The sequence below is a fragment of the Tamlana sp. I1 genome, from assembly GCF_015355625.1.
GTDB lineage: Bacteria > Bacteroidota > Bacteroidia > Flavobacteriales > Flavobacteriaceae > Pseudotamlana.
In genome coordinates this window covers 267460-284327 of the sequence record NZ_JACLAF010000001.1, presented here as the reverse complement: position 1 = coordinate 284327, position 16868 = coordinate 267460, and the positions used below count along the sequence as shown (strand labels likewise).

At 34.7% G+C, this 16868-nt stretch carries 8 protein-coding genes; 4 read left to right on the top strand and 4 right to left on the bottom strand.

Features of this window, described 5'->3' with window-relative positions:
- Positions 1 to 225: 225 nt before the first annotated feature.
- Together H6X70_RS01140 and H6X70_RS01135 are read left to right on the top strand one after the other, a co-directional pair.
- Positions 226 to 1404: a glycoside hydrolase family 88 protein gene (locus H6X70_RS01140; RefSeq protein WP_194765835.1), complete on the top strand. Its 1179-nt coding sequence runs from the start codon at positions 226 to 228 to the stop codon at positions 1402 to 1404.
- Between the two features lie 3 nt (positions 1405 to 1407).
- A complete protein-coding gene (locus H6X70_RS01135) occupies positions 1408 to 3834 on the top strand; it encodes a glycoside hydrolase family 2 protein (RefSeq protein WP_194765834.1) in 2427 nt (808 codons plus the stop codon).
- Positions 3835 to 3915: 81 nt separating this feature from the next.
- Here the strand turns inward: H6X70_RS01135 and H6X70_RS01130 are convergent, their stop codons facing one another.
- From H6X70_RS01130 to H6X70_RS01115, 4 genes are all read right to left on the bottom strand, one after another.
- A complete protein-coding gene (locus tag H6X70_RS01130) occupies positions 3916 to 6330 on the bottom strand; it encodes a polysaccharide lyase 6 family protein (RefSeq protein WP_228530226.1) in 2415 nt (804 codons plus the stop codon).
- Between the two features lie 240 nt (positions 6331 to 6570).
- Positions 6571 to 10647: a chondroitinase-B domain-containing protein gene (locus H6X70_RS16990; RefSeq protein WP_194765832.1), complete on the bottom strand. Its 4077-nt coding sequence runs from the start codon at positions 10645 to 10647 to the stop codon at positions 6571 to 6573.
- 525 nt (positions 10648 to 11172) lie between these two features.
- On the bottom strand, positions 11173 to 12066 hold the full coding sequence (locus H6X70_RS01120) for a diacylglycerol/lipid kinase family protein (RefSeq protein ID WP_194765831.1): 894 nt from the start codon (positions 12064 to 12066) through the stop codon (positions 11173 to 11175).
- The gene (locus tag H6X70_RS01115; protein WP_194765830.1) at positions 12063 to 13019 is read right to left on the bottom strand and encodes an App1 family protein; all 957 of its coding nucleotides are present in this window, start codon (positions 13017 to 13019) and stop codon (positions 12063 to 12065) included. The genes H6X70_RS01120 and H6X70_RS01115 overlap by 4 nt, the downstream gene beginning before the upstream one ends.
- A 208-nt stretch (positions 13020 to 13227) precedes the next feature.
- Between H6X70_RS01115 and H6X70_RS01110 the strand changes: the two genes are divergently transcribed.
- Positions 13228 to 14037 carry an AraC family transcriptional regulator gene (locus tag H6X70_RS01110; RefSeq protein ID WP_194765829.1) on the top strand — a complete coding sequence of 270 codons (810 nt, stop codon included), beginning with the start codon at positions 13228 to 13230 and terminating at the stop codon, positions 14035 to 14037.
- Positions 14038 to 14121: 84 nt separating this feature from the next.
- Positions 14122 to 16608 carry a TonB-dependent receptor domain-containing protein gene (locus H6X70_RS01105; protein WP_194765828.1) on the top strand — a complete coding sequence of 829 codons (2487 nt, stop codon included), beginning with the start codon at positions 14122 to 14124 and terminating at the stop codon, positions 16606 to 16608.
- The last annotated feature ends 260 nt before the right edge of the window (positions 16609 to 16868 follow it).

Sequence of the window (16868 nt, the reverse complement as noted above, 5' to 3'; positions counted from 1 at the left end):
AATAATACACAACATCTTTATTTATGAAACTTATAAAGTATTCTGTATAAAAAGCCCTTACAAATTTATACGAAGTGCACTTTAATTTAGAATATAAAAACAGCTTTATACCAATTAAAAAGACCATGAAAGAAGCTGTTTCAATTTCAAATTTACAGGATTATTTAGTCTTTAAATTTGTTTATTATATCTTTAGAAACACGAATACAAAAGCGCATTGAAATCATGATAAAAAAACACCTTCCGTACTATCTCCTTATTGTTCTTTTATTGAGTCTATCTTGCAGCAAGACAAAATCCAACAATAATTCAGCTAAAACAGTTGAAGCTATACTAGATAATCGTTACCAAAAATTAGCCGAATATCAAGTCGATTCTACAGCATTTCCACGCAGCCTAAACTTAAAAACAAATACCATACAAAAGGTACCCTCTAGTGACTGGACCAGTGGTTTCTTTGCGGGAAACCTGTGGCAAATTTATCAACTTACAAAAGAAGATCTTTATAAAAATCAAGCTAAAAAATGGACTGCATTTATTGAAAAAGAGAAACATAACAACAGAACCCACGATATGGGATTTAAAGTGTTTTGCAGTTTTGGTAAAAGTTTAGAAGTTGAAAACAACACCAATTATAAAAAAATAATTGTTGAAAGTGCCGAAACTTTAAGCACCAGATTTAATGAAAATATTGGCAGCATTCGTTCATGGGATTTTAATGCTGACATATGGCAGTTCCCTGTGATTATTGATAATATGATGAATTTAGAATTGTTATTTGAAGCAACTAAAATTTCAGGCGATAGCACGTTTCATAAACTAGCTGTTACTCACGCCAATACCACCTTGAAAAATCATTTTAGAGCAGATAACAGTTGTTTTCATGTGATAGATTATGATACCATTACAAACCAACCTAGATTGAAAGTGACCCACCAAGGCTTTAACGATGCCTCTTCTTGGGCACGCGGACAAGGTTGGGCGATTTATGGTTATACCATGGCTTACCGTTACACCAAAGATTCAAAATATTTAGAGCGAGCTAAAGCCACTGCTGCCTTTTACTTAAATCATAAAAACTTACCCGAAGATGGTATCCCTTATTGGGATTTTAACGACCCTGCCATACCAAATGCTCCTAGAGATGTATCAGCAGGTACTGTAGTAGCTTCAGCTTTAGTTGAATTATATGGTTATACCAATAATAAAACCTACCTAGAGTACAGTAAAAAGGTTATTGATAATCTAAAATCTTCAAATTATATTCTAGATGAAAAAAATCCAGCACCATTTATTTTAAATCACAGTACTGGAAATTGGCCAAAAAACGACGAGATAGATGAACCCATTGTCTATGCCGATTATTATTTTTTAGAGACCTTACTTAGATTAAAAGCTTTATAATAAATGACAATATCATCTACAATCAGCAAGCTTGCAGTCTTTTTTTTCCTTAGTGTAATTATACTTGCCTGCGAATACCCCTCTGAAAAAAGCAAGCAAGAACGCCATAAAACGAACATTAATAACGATTGGTTGTATTTAGAAAATAATACACCAAACATTGATGATGCTTTGAAACAAGAAACCTGGCAACCCATTAATTTACCACACAGTTGGAATGCTTTAGATGCCACAGATTTAGAGCCCGGCTACAGACGCACAGGTAGTTGGTATAAAAAAGAATTACACATCCCTGCTGTTATTTCTGGTCAAATCTATCAACTTTATTTTGAAGGCGTTAACATTACCAGCGAAGTTTATATGAATGGCAAAAAAGTAGGCGGTCATATTGGTGGTTATATTGGGTTTAATGTAAATATTACCCAAGCTATTTCTGCCGGAAAAAATAACATACTCGTTCGTGTAGATAATGGTTATAACCCAGAAGTTATTCCGTCTCAAAAAAGTGATTTCTTCATTTATGGTGGCATTACTAGAGATGTTTGGTTGGAAACTTTACCTGCCGAACATTTGTCTAATTTAAAAATCTCAACACCTCAGGTTTCAGTATCAAGTGCCGAAATAAAAGCAGAAGTTTCAGTTTCTAACCCAAAGCATTCAGCATTAAAAGTTAAAGCCACTTTATTGGATACTGAAGGAAATACAGTTCAAACAGAAACATTTGATGTTACTGAAAACACTTCAGAAATACATTTTAAAAACATTGTAAATCCGAAACTTTGGGACACAAAAAAGCCTAACCTATATACCTTAAAAGTTGCCTTGTTAGAAAATGATGTAATTAAAGATGAAATTTCAGATCGTGTAGGTTTTAGATGGTTTGAGTTTAAAGAACATGGTGCCTTTTACCTTAACGGAAAACGTTTATTACTACGAGGCACCCACAGACATGAAGAACATGCAGGCGTAGGCGCTGCCATGAGTAACGCCCAACATCGTGCCGATATGGAGCTTATAAAAGAGATGGGAACCAACTTTGTACGTTTAGCTCATTACCCTCAAGATCCAGAAATCTATAAAGCTTGCGACGAGCTAGGTTTGTTGGTTTGGGACGAGCTACCTTGGTGTCGAGGCGGTTTAGGTAATGCGGCGTGGAAGAAGAACACAAAAACAATGCTTAAAGAAATTATCGAACAAAACTACAACCACCCTAGCGTTATAATCTGGTCTTTAGGAAACGAAATGTATTGGTTACCCGATTTTGAAGGTGGCGATAATACAGAGCACATGAATGCCTATTTACAAGAGCTGCACGACTATGCCCATCAATTAGACCCCTCTAGAAAAACAGGCATTAGAAAATATTACGAAGGGGCAGATATTGTAGATGTTTTTTCTCCATCTATCTGGTCGGGTTGGTATTCTGGAAGCTATAAAAGTTACCAAAAAGCCATCGATCTCTATAAAGCTGAATACCGCCATTTTTTACATGCCGAATACGGCGGATCGAGTCACTTAGGCAGACATACCGAAAACCCGATTACAGGTGAAGGCGAAATTCAAGCCGATGGCTGGGAAGAAGCTATTGTGCAAACCGATGTGGCTAATATTGCGCAAATTGGCGATTGGAGCGAAAATTATATAGTAGATTTATTCGATTGGCATTTACGTATTTCTGAAAACGATTCCACCTTTGTAGGCAACATACAATGGGCTTTTAAAGACTTTGGCACACCATTACGTCCTGAAAATGCTATTCCTTACATGAACCAAAAAGGCTTGGTAGATCGTGCCAACAACCCCAAAGACGCCTTTTATGTGTTTAAAAGCTACTGGAATAAAACAGATTCTTTTACATACATAGAATCGCATACGTGGACAGAGCGTCAAGGGCCTAAAGGAACAAATCGCGATGTAAGCGTTTATAGTAATTGTCCGGAAGTAGAGTTATTCTTAAACGGTAAAAGTTTAGGCACCAAGCAACGTAATATAAAAGCATTTCCTGCAGCAGGACTAAACTGGAATTTAAGTTTTAACGAAGGGGAAAACAACTTAGTTTCGGTTGGAAAAACCAAAGACGGCAAAACAGTAAAAGATGAATTAAAAATAAATTACAGATATACTAAAAACAACAAAGCCATAGGTTTAAAATTAGACTATAAGCTTTTGAATAGCGGCAATTATCTATTAACAGCAACTGCTTATGACGACCAAGGTTTACGCTGTTTAGACTATGAAAAACGCGTTTACTTTCAATGTTTATCTGGCGGAGAAACCCTTAAAAGTATGGGAACGCCAACAGGTAGTGAAGCTTTAGAAATGGCCAATGGAAAAGCATCTATTGAAGTGAAACGTCATTCTAAAGATGAACCTTTAATCATGATGGTTTTAAACCAAAGTTTTAAAGGCACTTATTTAACCATAGAGTAATCATTTTTAGAATATAACAACATAAAAAAGGCTTCTTAATCATCTAGTTAAGAAGCCTTTTTAATGCATTTAAACACAAAATTAGTCCTGACGTAATCCTATTAAATCACGCCCATTATTATCTTTAAGTAATGGCGATTTCTCACTAGGAATGTATAGATTTTTATCTTCCCATCTTGGGTTTTTATAAATAACATCTTCAATTTTAGCACCTTTACTAGCTTTAGGAAAACCACTATCGTTAATTAAACAATTTTGAATGCTAGCTTTAAAACCTTCAATACTCATGGGAGTTTTAATTTTATAACTGTTCATAAACACCGAGTTTTTTATTACGACTTCATGAATCCCGTTAGATCTGATAATTTTACCTTTCTCTTCATTAAAAACCTTATCAAATACACTATTGGTAACGATTAATTTTCCGCCTTCAATATTGGCATCAGGAATAGATCGGATGTAATTTATTGCGAATTCTTTTATGTTAGCAAATACACAATTATCAATTACAATTTCTAAAGCATTGTATTTCCCAAAGTTATCTTTATCATAAGAAAGATTTAAACCTCTATAACTGTCTAAGAATTTACAGTTTTTAAACACTAAACTACGCGCTATGGTACCTTCATAGGCTTTAAAAATACTACCACCATTTTCATTGGTAAAGTTTTTAAAACTGCAATTTTCCGCACTAAGCGCATAATTACCAGATTCCATTTTGTCTGGTGATACTATCGCATATTTAGGCGGACTTTTATGTGACGCATCAAAAGTGATATTTTTTAGGGTTAAAGATGCGTTTTCGCTTACTCTAAAGAAATAATCAAAAGGGCTTTCAATGCCGTCTTGCATGTTAATTATGGTACCACCATTTTCAGCTCCAACAATGGTAATCTTATTTTTAACTTTTAATTTTTTATCAAAACTATAAACACCTTCTTTTAAAATAATAACATCGCCATCTTTGGTTTTACTTAGTGTTTTAGTTAATGTACCAACACCTGGCTCGATCACTAAATCTTCAGCTTTTACAACTGGAGCAACAATATTAGGTTTCCATCCCGGACCATTTCTAGACAAAATGGCCATAGGAATTTTTGTGTTATCAAGGTTAAATGCACCTGCCACATAAGTTTCTCTAGCTGCACCTATCATATCATTTTCTGGACTTTTAGGCGTTTTAGTAACATCTTTCAATACAGGGTTATTGTCGGTAGGCATTGGCATCGATTTTAAAATCGCCCAATCTATTTTTGTTTTAGTAAAATATTTAGGATCAACCTGTGCTTCACTATCTACAATATTTCCTGAAAAAGTTATACCATCAACAGTATCCCCTATTTCAAGAATTTTACCGCCATTGGTATTGGTTATAATATTATTCGCAAAAACGGTATTTATGGCAGCCAGACTTTTTTCTTCATCTTTACCAGCACCAAAAGTCATAGGACCACAGTTAATTATGGTATTATTTTGAATATCTACATTTTTAACCTGATCGTATCGATTTAAAGGTGAATTAGGAACACCATTCATAATTACAATAGGGCCTCTGTAATCATCGCCAGTTAAACCTATTAACAAGTTATTTCTAACCACATGTCCTGCGTTAATAATTCTAATACCACCAGTACTAGGCACATTATTACCTAAAAATACGTTGTTTTCTACAAGCGCATTATCACCATGCCTTAACGTTATGGTACCTTTACTTTCTATAAAAAGGTTGTTTCTAAAAATATTATCGCAAGATTTATTAGAGATAATTTCAATCTCACCATCGCATTGTTTGAAGGTGTTATTTTCAACAATTGTTTTAGAGGATTTCTTAGAATTTTCACTGGTACCAATTCTAATAGTTTCACCCCCATTTTCGCCTAATTCTGGTCGAGGTCCAAAATAATTATGATCTATTTGATGGTTATTTTCAATATGCTCATCCCCTTTTAACCAAACAACAAGTGTAGTACCTGCCGATGTTTTTCCTGTGAAATTATTATGATCTACACGGTTATTTTTTCCCCAGATATCAACCCAATGGTTTTTATTGTTTTCATCTACAACATCAAAATATGAAATTGTAGAATTGGTGAACCTACAGTTATTAGCAAAAGTTTTAGAGTCCTTTCTAAATTGAACCACATGTTTAGAATTTGTTTTTCCGTCTTTAAACCAAAGGCCACTTACAATAACATAATTACCATAAATACTTAAGCTAGAATCTCCGGTTAACATAACCTGTCCTGCGGTTTCTGCTTTAATAACCACAGGGTTTTCCTTGGTTCCGTTACCATGCGCTAAAAGATTAGCGTCCTTCCATTCGCCATTTTTTAAAATAATGGTACCTCCCGAACTTACCTGAGTAAGCGCTGCGTTATATTCAGCGATATTGGACACGGTAATGTTCTGTGCCGTAACCAGATTTATGAATAAGAATGAATAAATTAGTAAAAAAAGTGATGTTTTTTTCATTTGTCTAAAGAGTGAATATTTCATGTGATATAAAATTAATTAAAAGTGGCGCCTCGTTATATGTCAAAAGTCATAATACTTTGGAGTTGAACATATTTTAGGATTATTTTAGGAGTGATTTAGGAAGATTTTAAGATGAGTTGTATGATTTTACTACGCACATATTACAATTTTTTAATAGTTCTATTTATTTATAAAAGTTTAAACGTAAAAAAGGCAGATGAAGAAAACTTCAGCTGCCTTTTACCAAACATTATGAAACGGTTATTTTTTAATAACGCGCTTCGTAATACTTGTGTTCTTTCCTGTAAGTCTGAAAATATATAATCCAGAATTTAAATTTGAAATATCTACAGTTTCACCTTGAATGGGTTGATTAATAACCACTTTTCCAACTTGATCGTAAACGGTAAGCATTTCGTAATCGCTAGCACCACTAATATTTACAGTGTTTACTGCTGGATTTGGCCAAATTGACACCGCAACAACCTCATCTTGTGATTTTAATGTACTGGCTTTTGATGTCGATCCGTTTGCATAACCAAACACGCGCAACTCTTCTATACTTATCCAATCTCCAGAGTAGCTTGCTGCACCAGAAACAGTGATTCTTACATATCTCGCATCAACATTTGAAAATGCATCTGCAATTGGCGAATCGTTAGAACCTCCAGTTGTATTATTCGATCTGTCTACTACTTGAGTGAACGTGTTTCCATCGGTAGACACTTCAATAGTATACTGGTATGCACGATCTTTAAAACAAATAACCTCGGTACTATTTACAGTATAAAGACCACCTAAATCAACTGTTACCCAATTAGGATAAAACTCTCCAGACCATCTAGAATCTGCATCGCCATCAACTAGATTAGATGCTGGGTTTGAAGATTGCTCATTAGAGGTGGTAACCGATTTTCCTAAAGCCACATTCGTTAAAACTACTGGTTCAGAAGTTACTGTAACCTCTGCAGTATCTGTAAATGCCCCATCGGCAGTTGTTACTGTAATGGTAGCGTTACCCGCTGAAACTGCTGTTACTAATCCGTTACCATTCACAGTTGCTACAGTTGTGTTGCTACTGCTATAAGTTACCGCTTGGTTATCAGCGTTACTCGGACTTACTGTTGCCGAAAGTTGTTCTGTTTCATCTTCGTTTAAAGTTACACTAGAAGGTGATAAAGACACCGAAGTCACATTAACTTCTGGATCTACCACATCGCCTTCGCCTGCAAAAACTCTAAGTTCTAATAAACTTATCCAGCTTCCTGTATAATCATTGGCACCAGTTACTGTAATTTTTACATATCGCGCTTCAATACTATCGAAGGTATCGATAATAGGACTTGAAGTAGAACCTGGTGTTGCGTTATTACTTCTATCTACAACTTCTGTATAAGTACCGTTCTCTGATGAAGACACCGAAATAGTGTATTGGTATGCACGATCGTTATAGGTTACTAATTCTGTACTACCCAAAGTGAAATTAGAACCTAAATCGATAGTCGCCGATTGTGGGAAACCTGAAACCGACCATCGGCTACCCGTATTTCCATCAACTAAATTAGCAGAGACATTATCGCCATCGGCAGTTCCAGTTCCTGAAACCGATTTATTTAATGCTAAATTATCGCCCGTTGAAGGTGCTGTTACTGTAACAGATACCGTGTCTGTATAATTTCCTTCTGAAGTGGTTACTGTAATGGTTGCTGTTCCTTCTGAATTTGCTGTAACAACACCATTTGAATTTACAGAGGCCACCGATGAATTACTACTGCTAAAACTAACCGCTTGGTTTGTCGCATTACTTGGCGATACAGTTGCAGAAAGTTGAATTGAAGCGCCTAATCCTAAAGATTCTGTGCTAGAAGAAAAACTAACTCCGGTAACATCAACAGGTTCTGTTGTACCTCCATCACCATGACTCACTGAAAAATCGTAAACTAAAACTTCCCCATAGTTTTCAGGGTTATCTGTTTCATCACCTTCTTTTTCAGGATTACTTTGCGTGTAGTTACCAACTTTAAAATACGATTGATCATAATTTAAGTCCATTACATAATCATTTCCATCTGCTTGTACCAAATACTGTGAAGCATTACCATTGTTATAAGCTTCAAAAAGGTTACCATCTTCAGCATAGTAGCAATAGTGCTTACCATCAACAACTAGAAAAATAACTTCATGTGGAGTTCCTAAAACATAATCTGTTTTAATGGTAACATCATCTCTTAATTTACCACCGTTAAACGAAAGAAATAAATGAGAATTTTCAAGTCTCATTACCATAGAATCATCAATCCCATCGGCTTTATTACCATGAATTTGTGTCGCTACTAAATGTGACTTTACAAGAGGTAAATGTGTAATGGCCTGCTTAACATATAGCATGTGAGACCCTTCAGTTGTCCAATAAATATCAGAGCTTCCTGTTTCTACACGCTCTCTAAGTTCCGAACGGATATAATCGGAATTCGGCGTAGAACCATTATTGCTTCTAATAGGCACACGAAAAACAATGGCATCACCATCATCATTCACATAAAAGAATTCGTTATTAGCTTCACCACATAAGGTTTTATCTTCATCGCCAGTTGGATATGTAATTTTCCATTGGTTACAGTTTTCCATTAAATCTGATGGAATTTGAGCTGTGCCACCACCTGTAGAACCTGCTGTAACTTTAACAGCAACCGTATCGGTAAAACCTCCATCAGATGTTGTAACGGTAATAGTTGCAGAACCAGCTGAAACCGCTGTAACGTTTCCGCTAGAATTAACTGTAGCTACCGATGCATTATTAGTGCTGAAACTAACATTTTTATTAGTTGCGTTTGAAGGACTTACTGTTGCCGATAATGTTTGGGTATCGCCAACCGTTAAACTTGCTGAACTTACAGAAAAAGAAACACCTGTAACATCTATATCTACAGGGTTTTCGGTAGACTCGCCACCTTCAGCATCAATAAAACTAGCACCCACTGATACGCCTACCATACTATTTGTATGTGGACTATAAATTGAAGAACCTTTACCTGCTGCTGGCCCTGAACTGTTTGTTCTAAAAATCTCACCACTAGCAGAGAAACCTGGATTGGCTTCTGTAAAACCGCTATCCGAAATTCCTAATGTCGCACCATAGTAAATGTTTCCGTTGTAAGTCATCCCTTGTCCTGTTCCAGAGATATCACCACCAACAACATCAGATAAAGTGGTATAAATCACATTGTTTTCTAAAACGCCTGTTGGATCGTAACTTGAACGGTCGTTATAAAAAATTGGCGATTCTACATTATATAAAGTATTATTCGCCACGACAATATCGTCTACTTTTTGGTAGCCGTTTGTAATCCCTCCAGAAGTATCAGAACCACCAACTAAAGTAATTCCGTTATTCCATTTATCGCCAGAGCTAATTAAATCTTGGAAATAATTATTAGTAATCACGTGGTAACTATCGGTAATACGAATACCTCCTGTACCTTCAACATTTTCACCTAAAAAATAGTTGCCTTGTACCGTAGCACGTGCACCATGACGCATTACTAAAGACCCTCGACATCTTCTAAAGGTGTTGTTTTTATAAATATTATCGGCACTTTTGTTGGTTATAATTTCATTCTCGCCATCGGCTTTAAAGAAATAATTCCCTTCCACAGTAACACTAGCACTTTTATCTTGAAATTCGCTTGTCCCTACACGAATGGTTTCACTATCGCCAGAGTGTGTTGTTGAAGGATCTCTTTTAATAAAATTATAGAAGTAATTATTTCTAATAATATGTCCTACTGGGTTATAATCATTGTATTCTAATTCTACTAAAACCAAGGCTCCAGGACTGTTTTTATTAAGAAAAGAACAGTTTTCTACCGTATTATTTGTACCATAAAGTACCACCCAACGGTGTTTATCGGTTCCGCTAGGCGTTAGGTTATTAAAAGCACAATTTCTTATAGTAGAGTGGTTCGCATAGGCGCTACTTTTTCTAAATTGCACATGGTTGTTACTTGATCCTCCACCATTCCAGTAGAAGCCATCAACAATAACATAATCTCCAGAAATATCCATATTGGTATGTCCTGTAAAAATAACTCCTCCTGGGGTTTCTGCTTTTAATATAATAGGGTTTGATGCGCTACCGTTTGAAGTGAAGCTAATGGTTTGGTCGTTACTGTAAGTACCATCGATCCAGGTTACCACATCGCCAGGTGATAAACTGAGACTGTTAAACTGACTTGCAGAACTAACAGTATAGTCTGTTGCATGGGCAAAAAAAGCACATAACATAGTTGTGATGCATAATGCCATTCGGCTTATGCGACTCATTAAATAATTTTTCATTTTAATTTAGTTTAGTTTAGGGTTAATAGATTAATTGGGGTTTTAAACTGGTTAATCACTTTGGTTAACCAGTTATGGTTTGGCCAAATTAAATAAAAAAACCACATCTTGCAACTGAAAATCAAATAGTTCTAAAAAATTTATTTAAGCTATATGTTAAAATTTTGATGTTTATAGCCGTATTGCTGATGATTTGGATTAATTATCATGGAGAAAAATTTCAAAAAATTGGTGTAAGTTTTTTTAAATGATGATTTAGACATTAAAAAGCATCTAATTATTAGGTAAGTGAATTTTACGAAGGTAATAATGACACCTTTTTGTTAATTTATTTAGTAGGTCAACAAAAGTCTTAAGATATATATAATGAAGATTGATGGAAAAACAATTATTAATAGCTTTGAAATAATTTAATAAAAAATATTAGTGATGAAATAGGTACTAGTAACCGGAGTAACAGGAAAAACATCTACTACTCTCGCCGAATTTATCACAAGAGAAAAATCGGCATTAAGCCCTACTCCATCATAAATACGAATTCTTTTTGGTGGTGATTAATTTTACCGCACCTTTTAAAAGTTCTATTTCTAATGATTTAAAATCGCCTATCACCTCACCATCCAGTTGTAAAACTTTGGGTTCATCAAATGCTATTTTAGCATGTGTAGTGCTTATAGTGGTTTGATTTTGGCTATCGGAAAACTTCTCATTAAAACTAGAAAGCCCTGCTTTAATTAACATATTGGCATTTATTTTTTCAATTAAAACAATTTCAAACACGCCATCCATAGGATTGCCATTTACATTTAAAGGGACGCCTGTGCCGTATTTTCTAGAATTACAAATACCTAACATAACACCTTCAGCATCTAAAGTTTCCCCATTACAATCCACTTTCATTTTAAAAGGCTGAACGTTATTTAATTCTTCTATAAAATATTTAGCATAGGTAACCATGCCGCGTTTTTCATCATTCTCAAAGGCTTTTACAATTTTCGCATTAATTCCCACATCGCCCATATGAATTGAATAATGTTCTCCGTTTACAACCAACATATCCAAATCGCCAGAAATATGAGACATTAAAATATCCTTCAAAGCCTCTAAAGGTTTTTGTGCTACACCCAATTCTACCGCCATACCATTTGCAGAACCTAAAGGGACAATACCCATAGGAATATTGGTGTTTTTTACTCCTACTGCAGTAAACAAAGTGGTGCCGTCGCCGCCAACCGAAACAACTTTATCGGGTTTAAAATCTTGTAACGCCTTTTCAAGTTTAACAGCATCATCAGTTCCCGTTGTTTTAAAAACATGGTAGTCTATTCCGTATAAATTACAAATTTGCTGGGCTTCTGTTAAAAAAGGTTGCTTATCAATACCGCCTGATATGGGGTTCACTACAAAAAGTAATTTCATACGAGTTCTTTTTTTAAATCTTCAATTTCATTTAAAACAGAGTTGGCATGCTCTGGCACAAAATAAGATGCTGAAACGCCTGTAGCTTTTAACTTTTGCCACATAAGCTGTTGCGTTTCGTTAACTTTTTCTCTGGTTTGTCGAATGTAAACCTTTAAAATTAATTGCGGATAGGCTTTAACAATTTCGGTATAAATAGCCATGTCTTTTTGGCTATCGTCTCCAACCAAAACATAATACTTACTTCTTGAATTCTCTATTAAAAACCGTATCGCGTTCAGCTTAAAATCTACAGGTTTATCGCCTTTTATAAGTTGAAAAAAACTTAAGTAGGGTGTTAAAGTTAACATGCCCTGTGGTAAATTATTATGCTTTATAAATTTAGTTAAGCGTATAAACAAATTGCTTTCACTTTTAGAAACATAAAAAATTCTAGGGTTTACACTTTTCCAAGCTTTAAACATGTTTTGGGTAAATTCGATAACCGCGCGTTTTTCTGGAACCAGTAGTAATAATGTTTTAATGCGCTTATAGAAATGGGCTGTATTAGATACCATAATGGTATCGTCGATATCTGAAATAATATCTAATGTGCGCTGTGGTTCTTTAAAACTAATAGGATATTCCTGTACAATTTTTAAGGGTAGATTTGTTTCGGGTAAAGTTATAGTGAGATTTGCATCCAATTCTTGAGTTGTTATAATTTGAAACCTGCCATAGGCATCAGTCTGCGTTTCTATTATTTCATTATTTGAATGAATACAAATTTTTTGATGCGCATACACCTTTACAAAATAAGATTGCACCACATGAATGGCATTTTTAAAAGCATTGGTTTTACTATCCTTAACCTCATGGTTTCCCTTTAAAATAAGTCCGCCACACCATACTCTATTTTCGGTAAGATCTAAAATTGCGAGTTGCCATACTGTTGCTTCTTTATTAAAGTTCATTTAATGTGTTTAATTTCATCAAAAGATATAGAAAAAAATGCAGGGAAATAAACGCATCCATTTTAAATTTTTAAAGGGTATATTTTTAATCTATTTTTTTAACTAAACTTTAGCCTTCAAAGGAATTAATCAAAAAAAGCTTCAAACAAAAACCAATATATTTGCAGGACTACTTATTTACCCTAAAACTAAACAGAAAGGAATTAAAATGAAATCGGATTCGATTCAAATAAAAAATAAAATAGCTGAAATTTCTACCATAAAAATAGAACCTTTCGACACCAGTAAGCGTTATACCAAACCGCATAAACACAATAAATATTTCGAAATTGTATATTTATCTGAAGGCTCTGGCACACACACTATCGACTCTAAAGTTTATACCATTGAACCGCCTGTTTTTTATTTTGTAAAACGCGAAGAAGTTCACCATTGGGCAATTGATAGCGAACCAAAAGGCTATGTTATTATTTTTAAAAATGCTTTTATTGAACAGACAACCGACAAGCAAATTAATGCGTTATTAATTCAATTATCGAAGTGGAATCATTTAAAAATTGAAGACGCTAGCATTTTCGAACAACTTTTTAATTTATTGTGTTTAGAACAAAAAACAGCCAGAAATAAAGATGTTACCGAAGGTCTCTTAAAAGCGCTGCTTTCTAAAATTGTTTTGTGTTCGAATAAATCGAAAACAAAATCACCTAAAAATAAAGTGGAGCAGCTGCTGGACTTACTCAACGAAAACCCACAAAATAGCGTGTCGTTTTATGCCGAGCAATTGCACATATCGCCACAGCACTTAAATGGTTTATGTAAAGAACATGTATTAAAATCGGCTTCAGAAGTAATTGCTATTTATGTAAACAAGGAAGCCAAACGTTTACTTTTATACACCGATTTAAACATTACCGAAATTGCACATCAACTTCAGTTTAAAGACGTTTCTCATTTTGTAAAATACTTCAAAAAAAACAACCAAATAACCCCGCTTCATTTTCGAAAAACAAGCCTATAAAAAACACCATAAATTTTTCAAATAAACCATAAGTTAACCTAGGTAATCTGTACATTTGCAGCCGTTAATAGCAATATTTGATAAATGACTTTTAAATTTTATTTCTCACTATGTTTTGCCATAGTGTTTTCTTCTATTTCAACAGCTCAAATTACAGGAAGCGTAATAGATTCTCAAGACCAAAAAGGCATCGATTATGCCACAGTTGCCTTATACCAATTACCCGATAGCACTTTAGTTTCTGGTGCTGTTAGTGTAGAATCTGGGCGATTTTCTTTAGAAAACATTAAAAAAGGAAACTATTATTTAGAAGCTTCTTTTATTGGTTACCAATCTACTAAAACCGCCGCTTTTCGTATTTCTAAAAACGGCGAATTAAAAGATTTAGGTCGTATTTTAATTCACCCAAGTAACGAAATGCTTAATGAAGTGGTTATTACGGGGAATACAAATACGGTAATTAATAAATCTGACAGACAGGTTTTTGCTACTAAAAATTTTCAAAATGCTGTGGGCGGTACAGGCGTTGATGTTTTAAGTAATGTCCCCGCTATAACCATTAATGGCGAAGGCGCAATTGCCTTAAGAGGGAGCACCAATTTTGTTTTGCTTTTAAACGGCAAACCTATACAAAGTAGCGCCACTCAAATTTTAATGAATTTGCCTGCAAATGGCATCGAGCGCGTGGAAGTTATTACCGCACCATCTGCAAAATACGATCCTGAAGGAAAAGCCGGAATTATAAATATAATTACCAAAAAAGGCGCTTTAAACGGGGCTTTTACACAGGTTGGTGTTAAACTAGGGCTACCAAGTATTGAAGATTACGACAATGAAGAATTCGCTCAACGCTATGGTGCCGATATTACCTATAACCTTAGAAAAGACAAGTGGAATTTCTCGCTAGGCGGCAGTTACCAACGCAATGATATTGCAGGACGACGCGAAGGCGATGTATATACCATTATAAACGATACCTTAACACGGTTTCCTTCGGATGGTGAGCGTAGTTTTGATGGTATTAACTATTCTGGTCGATTTACGGTCGATTTCACCCCTAATGATAATAATAATTATTCGGTAGGTGTTTATGCTGGAAAACAAACTAAAGACCGAAGAGCTAACATTTTATATTACGACAACCATGCCAATACACCTGCTGATGGTGATGATGTTAACGACCGTATTTACACCATCCAATATTTAAATGATAATTTACGAATTCGAAAAAGTGATTTCTTTGTGGCGAGTTTCGATTATGACCATACCTTCAATAATAAATCAAAATTAGCAACCTCTTTTTTATATGAATACACCATGTTGGGAGGACCAACAACTAATGAAAACCTAGGTTGGCCCGATACCTCCCAAATTCTTCAAGAGGAATACAACACCAACGACAATCCTTTAAATGGTGTTCGTGCGCAGATTGATTATGAAATGAAACCATTAGATCTAGGCGCCATTAGTATGGGCTATCAATACAGAAATTTAGACCACAAAGGGGATTTTGTTTACGAACGAAAAAATTTAACAACTGGCGAATTTGAATTGGTTCCTGAATTTTCAAGTGAAGTTAATTTAAAACGACTTATTAACTCTGGTTATGCACAACTGGATCACAGTTCAGAAAAAATAGATTATAGCATTGGTTTTCGTTTAGAAAGTATGAATCGTGATTTATTTTTGAAGGATAAAGTGGGCGTTGTAGATACCACGTATTATTACGATTATGTGAAGCTGTTTCCATCGGCTTCAATTCAATATAAAGTCAATGATGATTTAAAGTTGAAAGCAGCCTACAGCAAACGTGTGGAACGTACCACCTCTTTTAAAATGAATCCGTTTCCAGAACGCGAACACTCTGAAACTTTAGAGCAAGGCGACCCAACACTAAAACCAGAATTTATAGATTTAGTTGAAGTTGGCGCAGTTAAAGATTTTGAAAACGGTAATTCTGTTTATGCAACAGGTTATTTCCGTTCGGTGCAAAACTTGGTAAATCGTGTAAATACCATTTACAACGACACCATTTTAAATCGTATTTATTCCAATGTTGGAAAAGGAACTTCTTTAGGACTTGAACTAGGTTCGGAAGTGAAATTCACTAAAAATTGGAAAAATGTTTTAGGTGCTAATTTATATTCCTATGCTATTGATGGCGCCTACGATGGTAATAAAATTGACACCAGTAGTTTTGTGTATTCTTTAAATGCAAATTCAACTTACACCTTTAACCCAACAACATCTTTACAATTTACCTTTAATTATTTATCAAAACGTGTCACAGCACAAGGGGAAGATTCTGCTTTTTACTCCCCTAACCTCGCGTTTAAAAAGACGTTTTTTGATAACAAACTGGTAGCCACTGTACAATGGCAAAATATTGATATGGGCTTATTACACACCAACGAGCAGCGTATTACAACAGAAGTTCCGGGGTCGTTTTATACCACAACTAATTATGTTTACGAAGTAGATGTCGTATTTTTAAACCTTACCTACTCCTTTAACAACAGGAAAAACGAATCGAAGTTTATAGAAAGTGAATTTGGAAAGCGTGAGTTTTAATTTAAAACGGATCGTTTAAAAAACTAAAAATCAACACATTCATAAAAACCAAACATGTTGAATTCAAATTAATTAGTTTAAATTCTTCTATATTAAAAATTCAAAGAGGTTTAGTTTGCCCCAAAAAGCGCAATCAGTAAAAAAAAACAAGAAAAAGAAAACACCTTTAATCAAGAGAAAAAACACCATAAAACCTAGACACAATAAGAATTTTATTGATAAAGCTAACCTGTCTTCAAAAAATTAAAGTCTTTTAATTT

What these genes read in the sequence shown, in the direction of transcription:
- H6X70_RS01140 (WP_194765835.1), top strand. Translation starts at nt 226, where the DNA reads ATGATAAAAAAACACCTTCCGTACTATCTCCTTATTGTTCTTTTATTG.
- H6X70_RS01135 (WP_194765834.1), top strand. Translation starts at nt 1,408, where the DNA reads ATGACAATATCATCTACAATCAGCAAGCTTGCAGTCTTTTTTTTCCTT.
- H6X70_RS01130 (WP_228530226.1), bottom strand. Translation starts at nt 6,330, where the DNA reads ATGAAATATTCACTCTTTAGACAAATGAAAAAAACATCACTTTTTTTA.
- H6X70_RS16990 (WP_194765832.1), bottom strand. Translation starts at nt 10,647, where the DNA reads ATGAAAAATTATTTAATGAGTCGCATAAGCCGAATGGCATTATGCATC.
- H6X70_RS01120 (WP_194765831.1), bottom strand. Translation starts at nt 12,066, where the DNA reads ATGAAATTACTTTTTGTAGTGAACCCCATATCAGGCGGTATTGATAAG.
- H6X70_RS01115 (WP_194765830.1), bottom strand. Translation starts at nt 13,019, where the DNA reads ATGAACTTTAATAAAGAAGCAACAGTATGGCAACTCGCAATTTTAGAT.
- H6X70_RS01110 (WP_194765829.1), top strand. Translation starts at nt 13,228, where the DNA reads ATGAAATCGGATTCGATTCAAATAAAAAATAAAATAGCTGAAATTTCT.
- H6X70_RS01105 (WP_194765828.1), top strand. Translation starts at nt 14,122, where the DNA reads ATGACTTTTAAATTTTATTTCTCACTATGTTTTGCCATAGTGTTTTCT.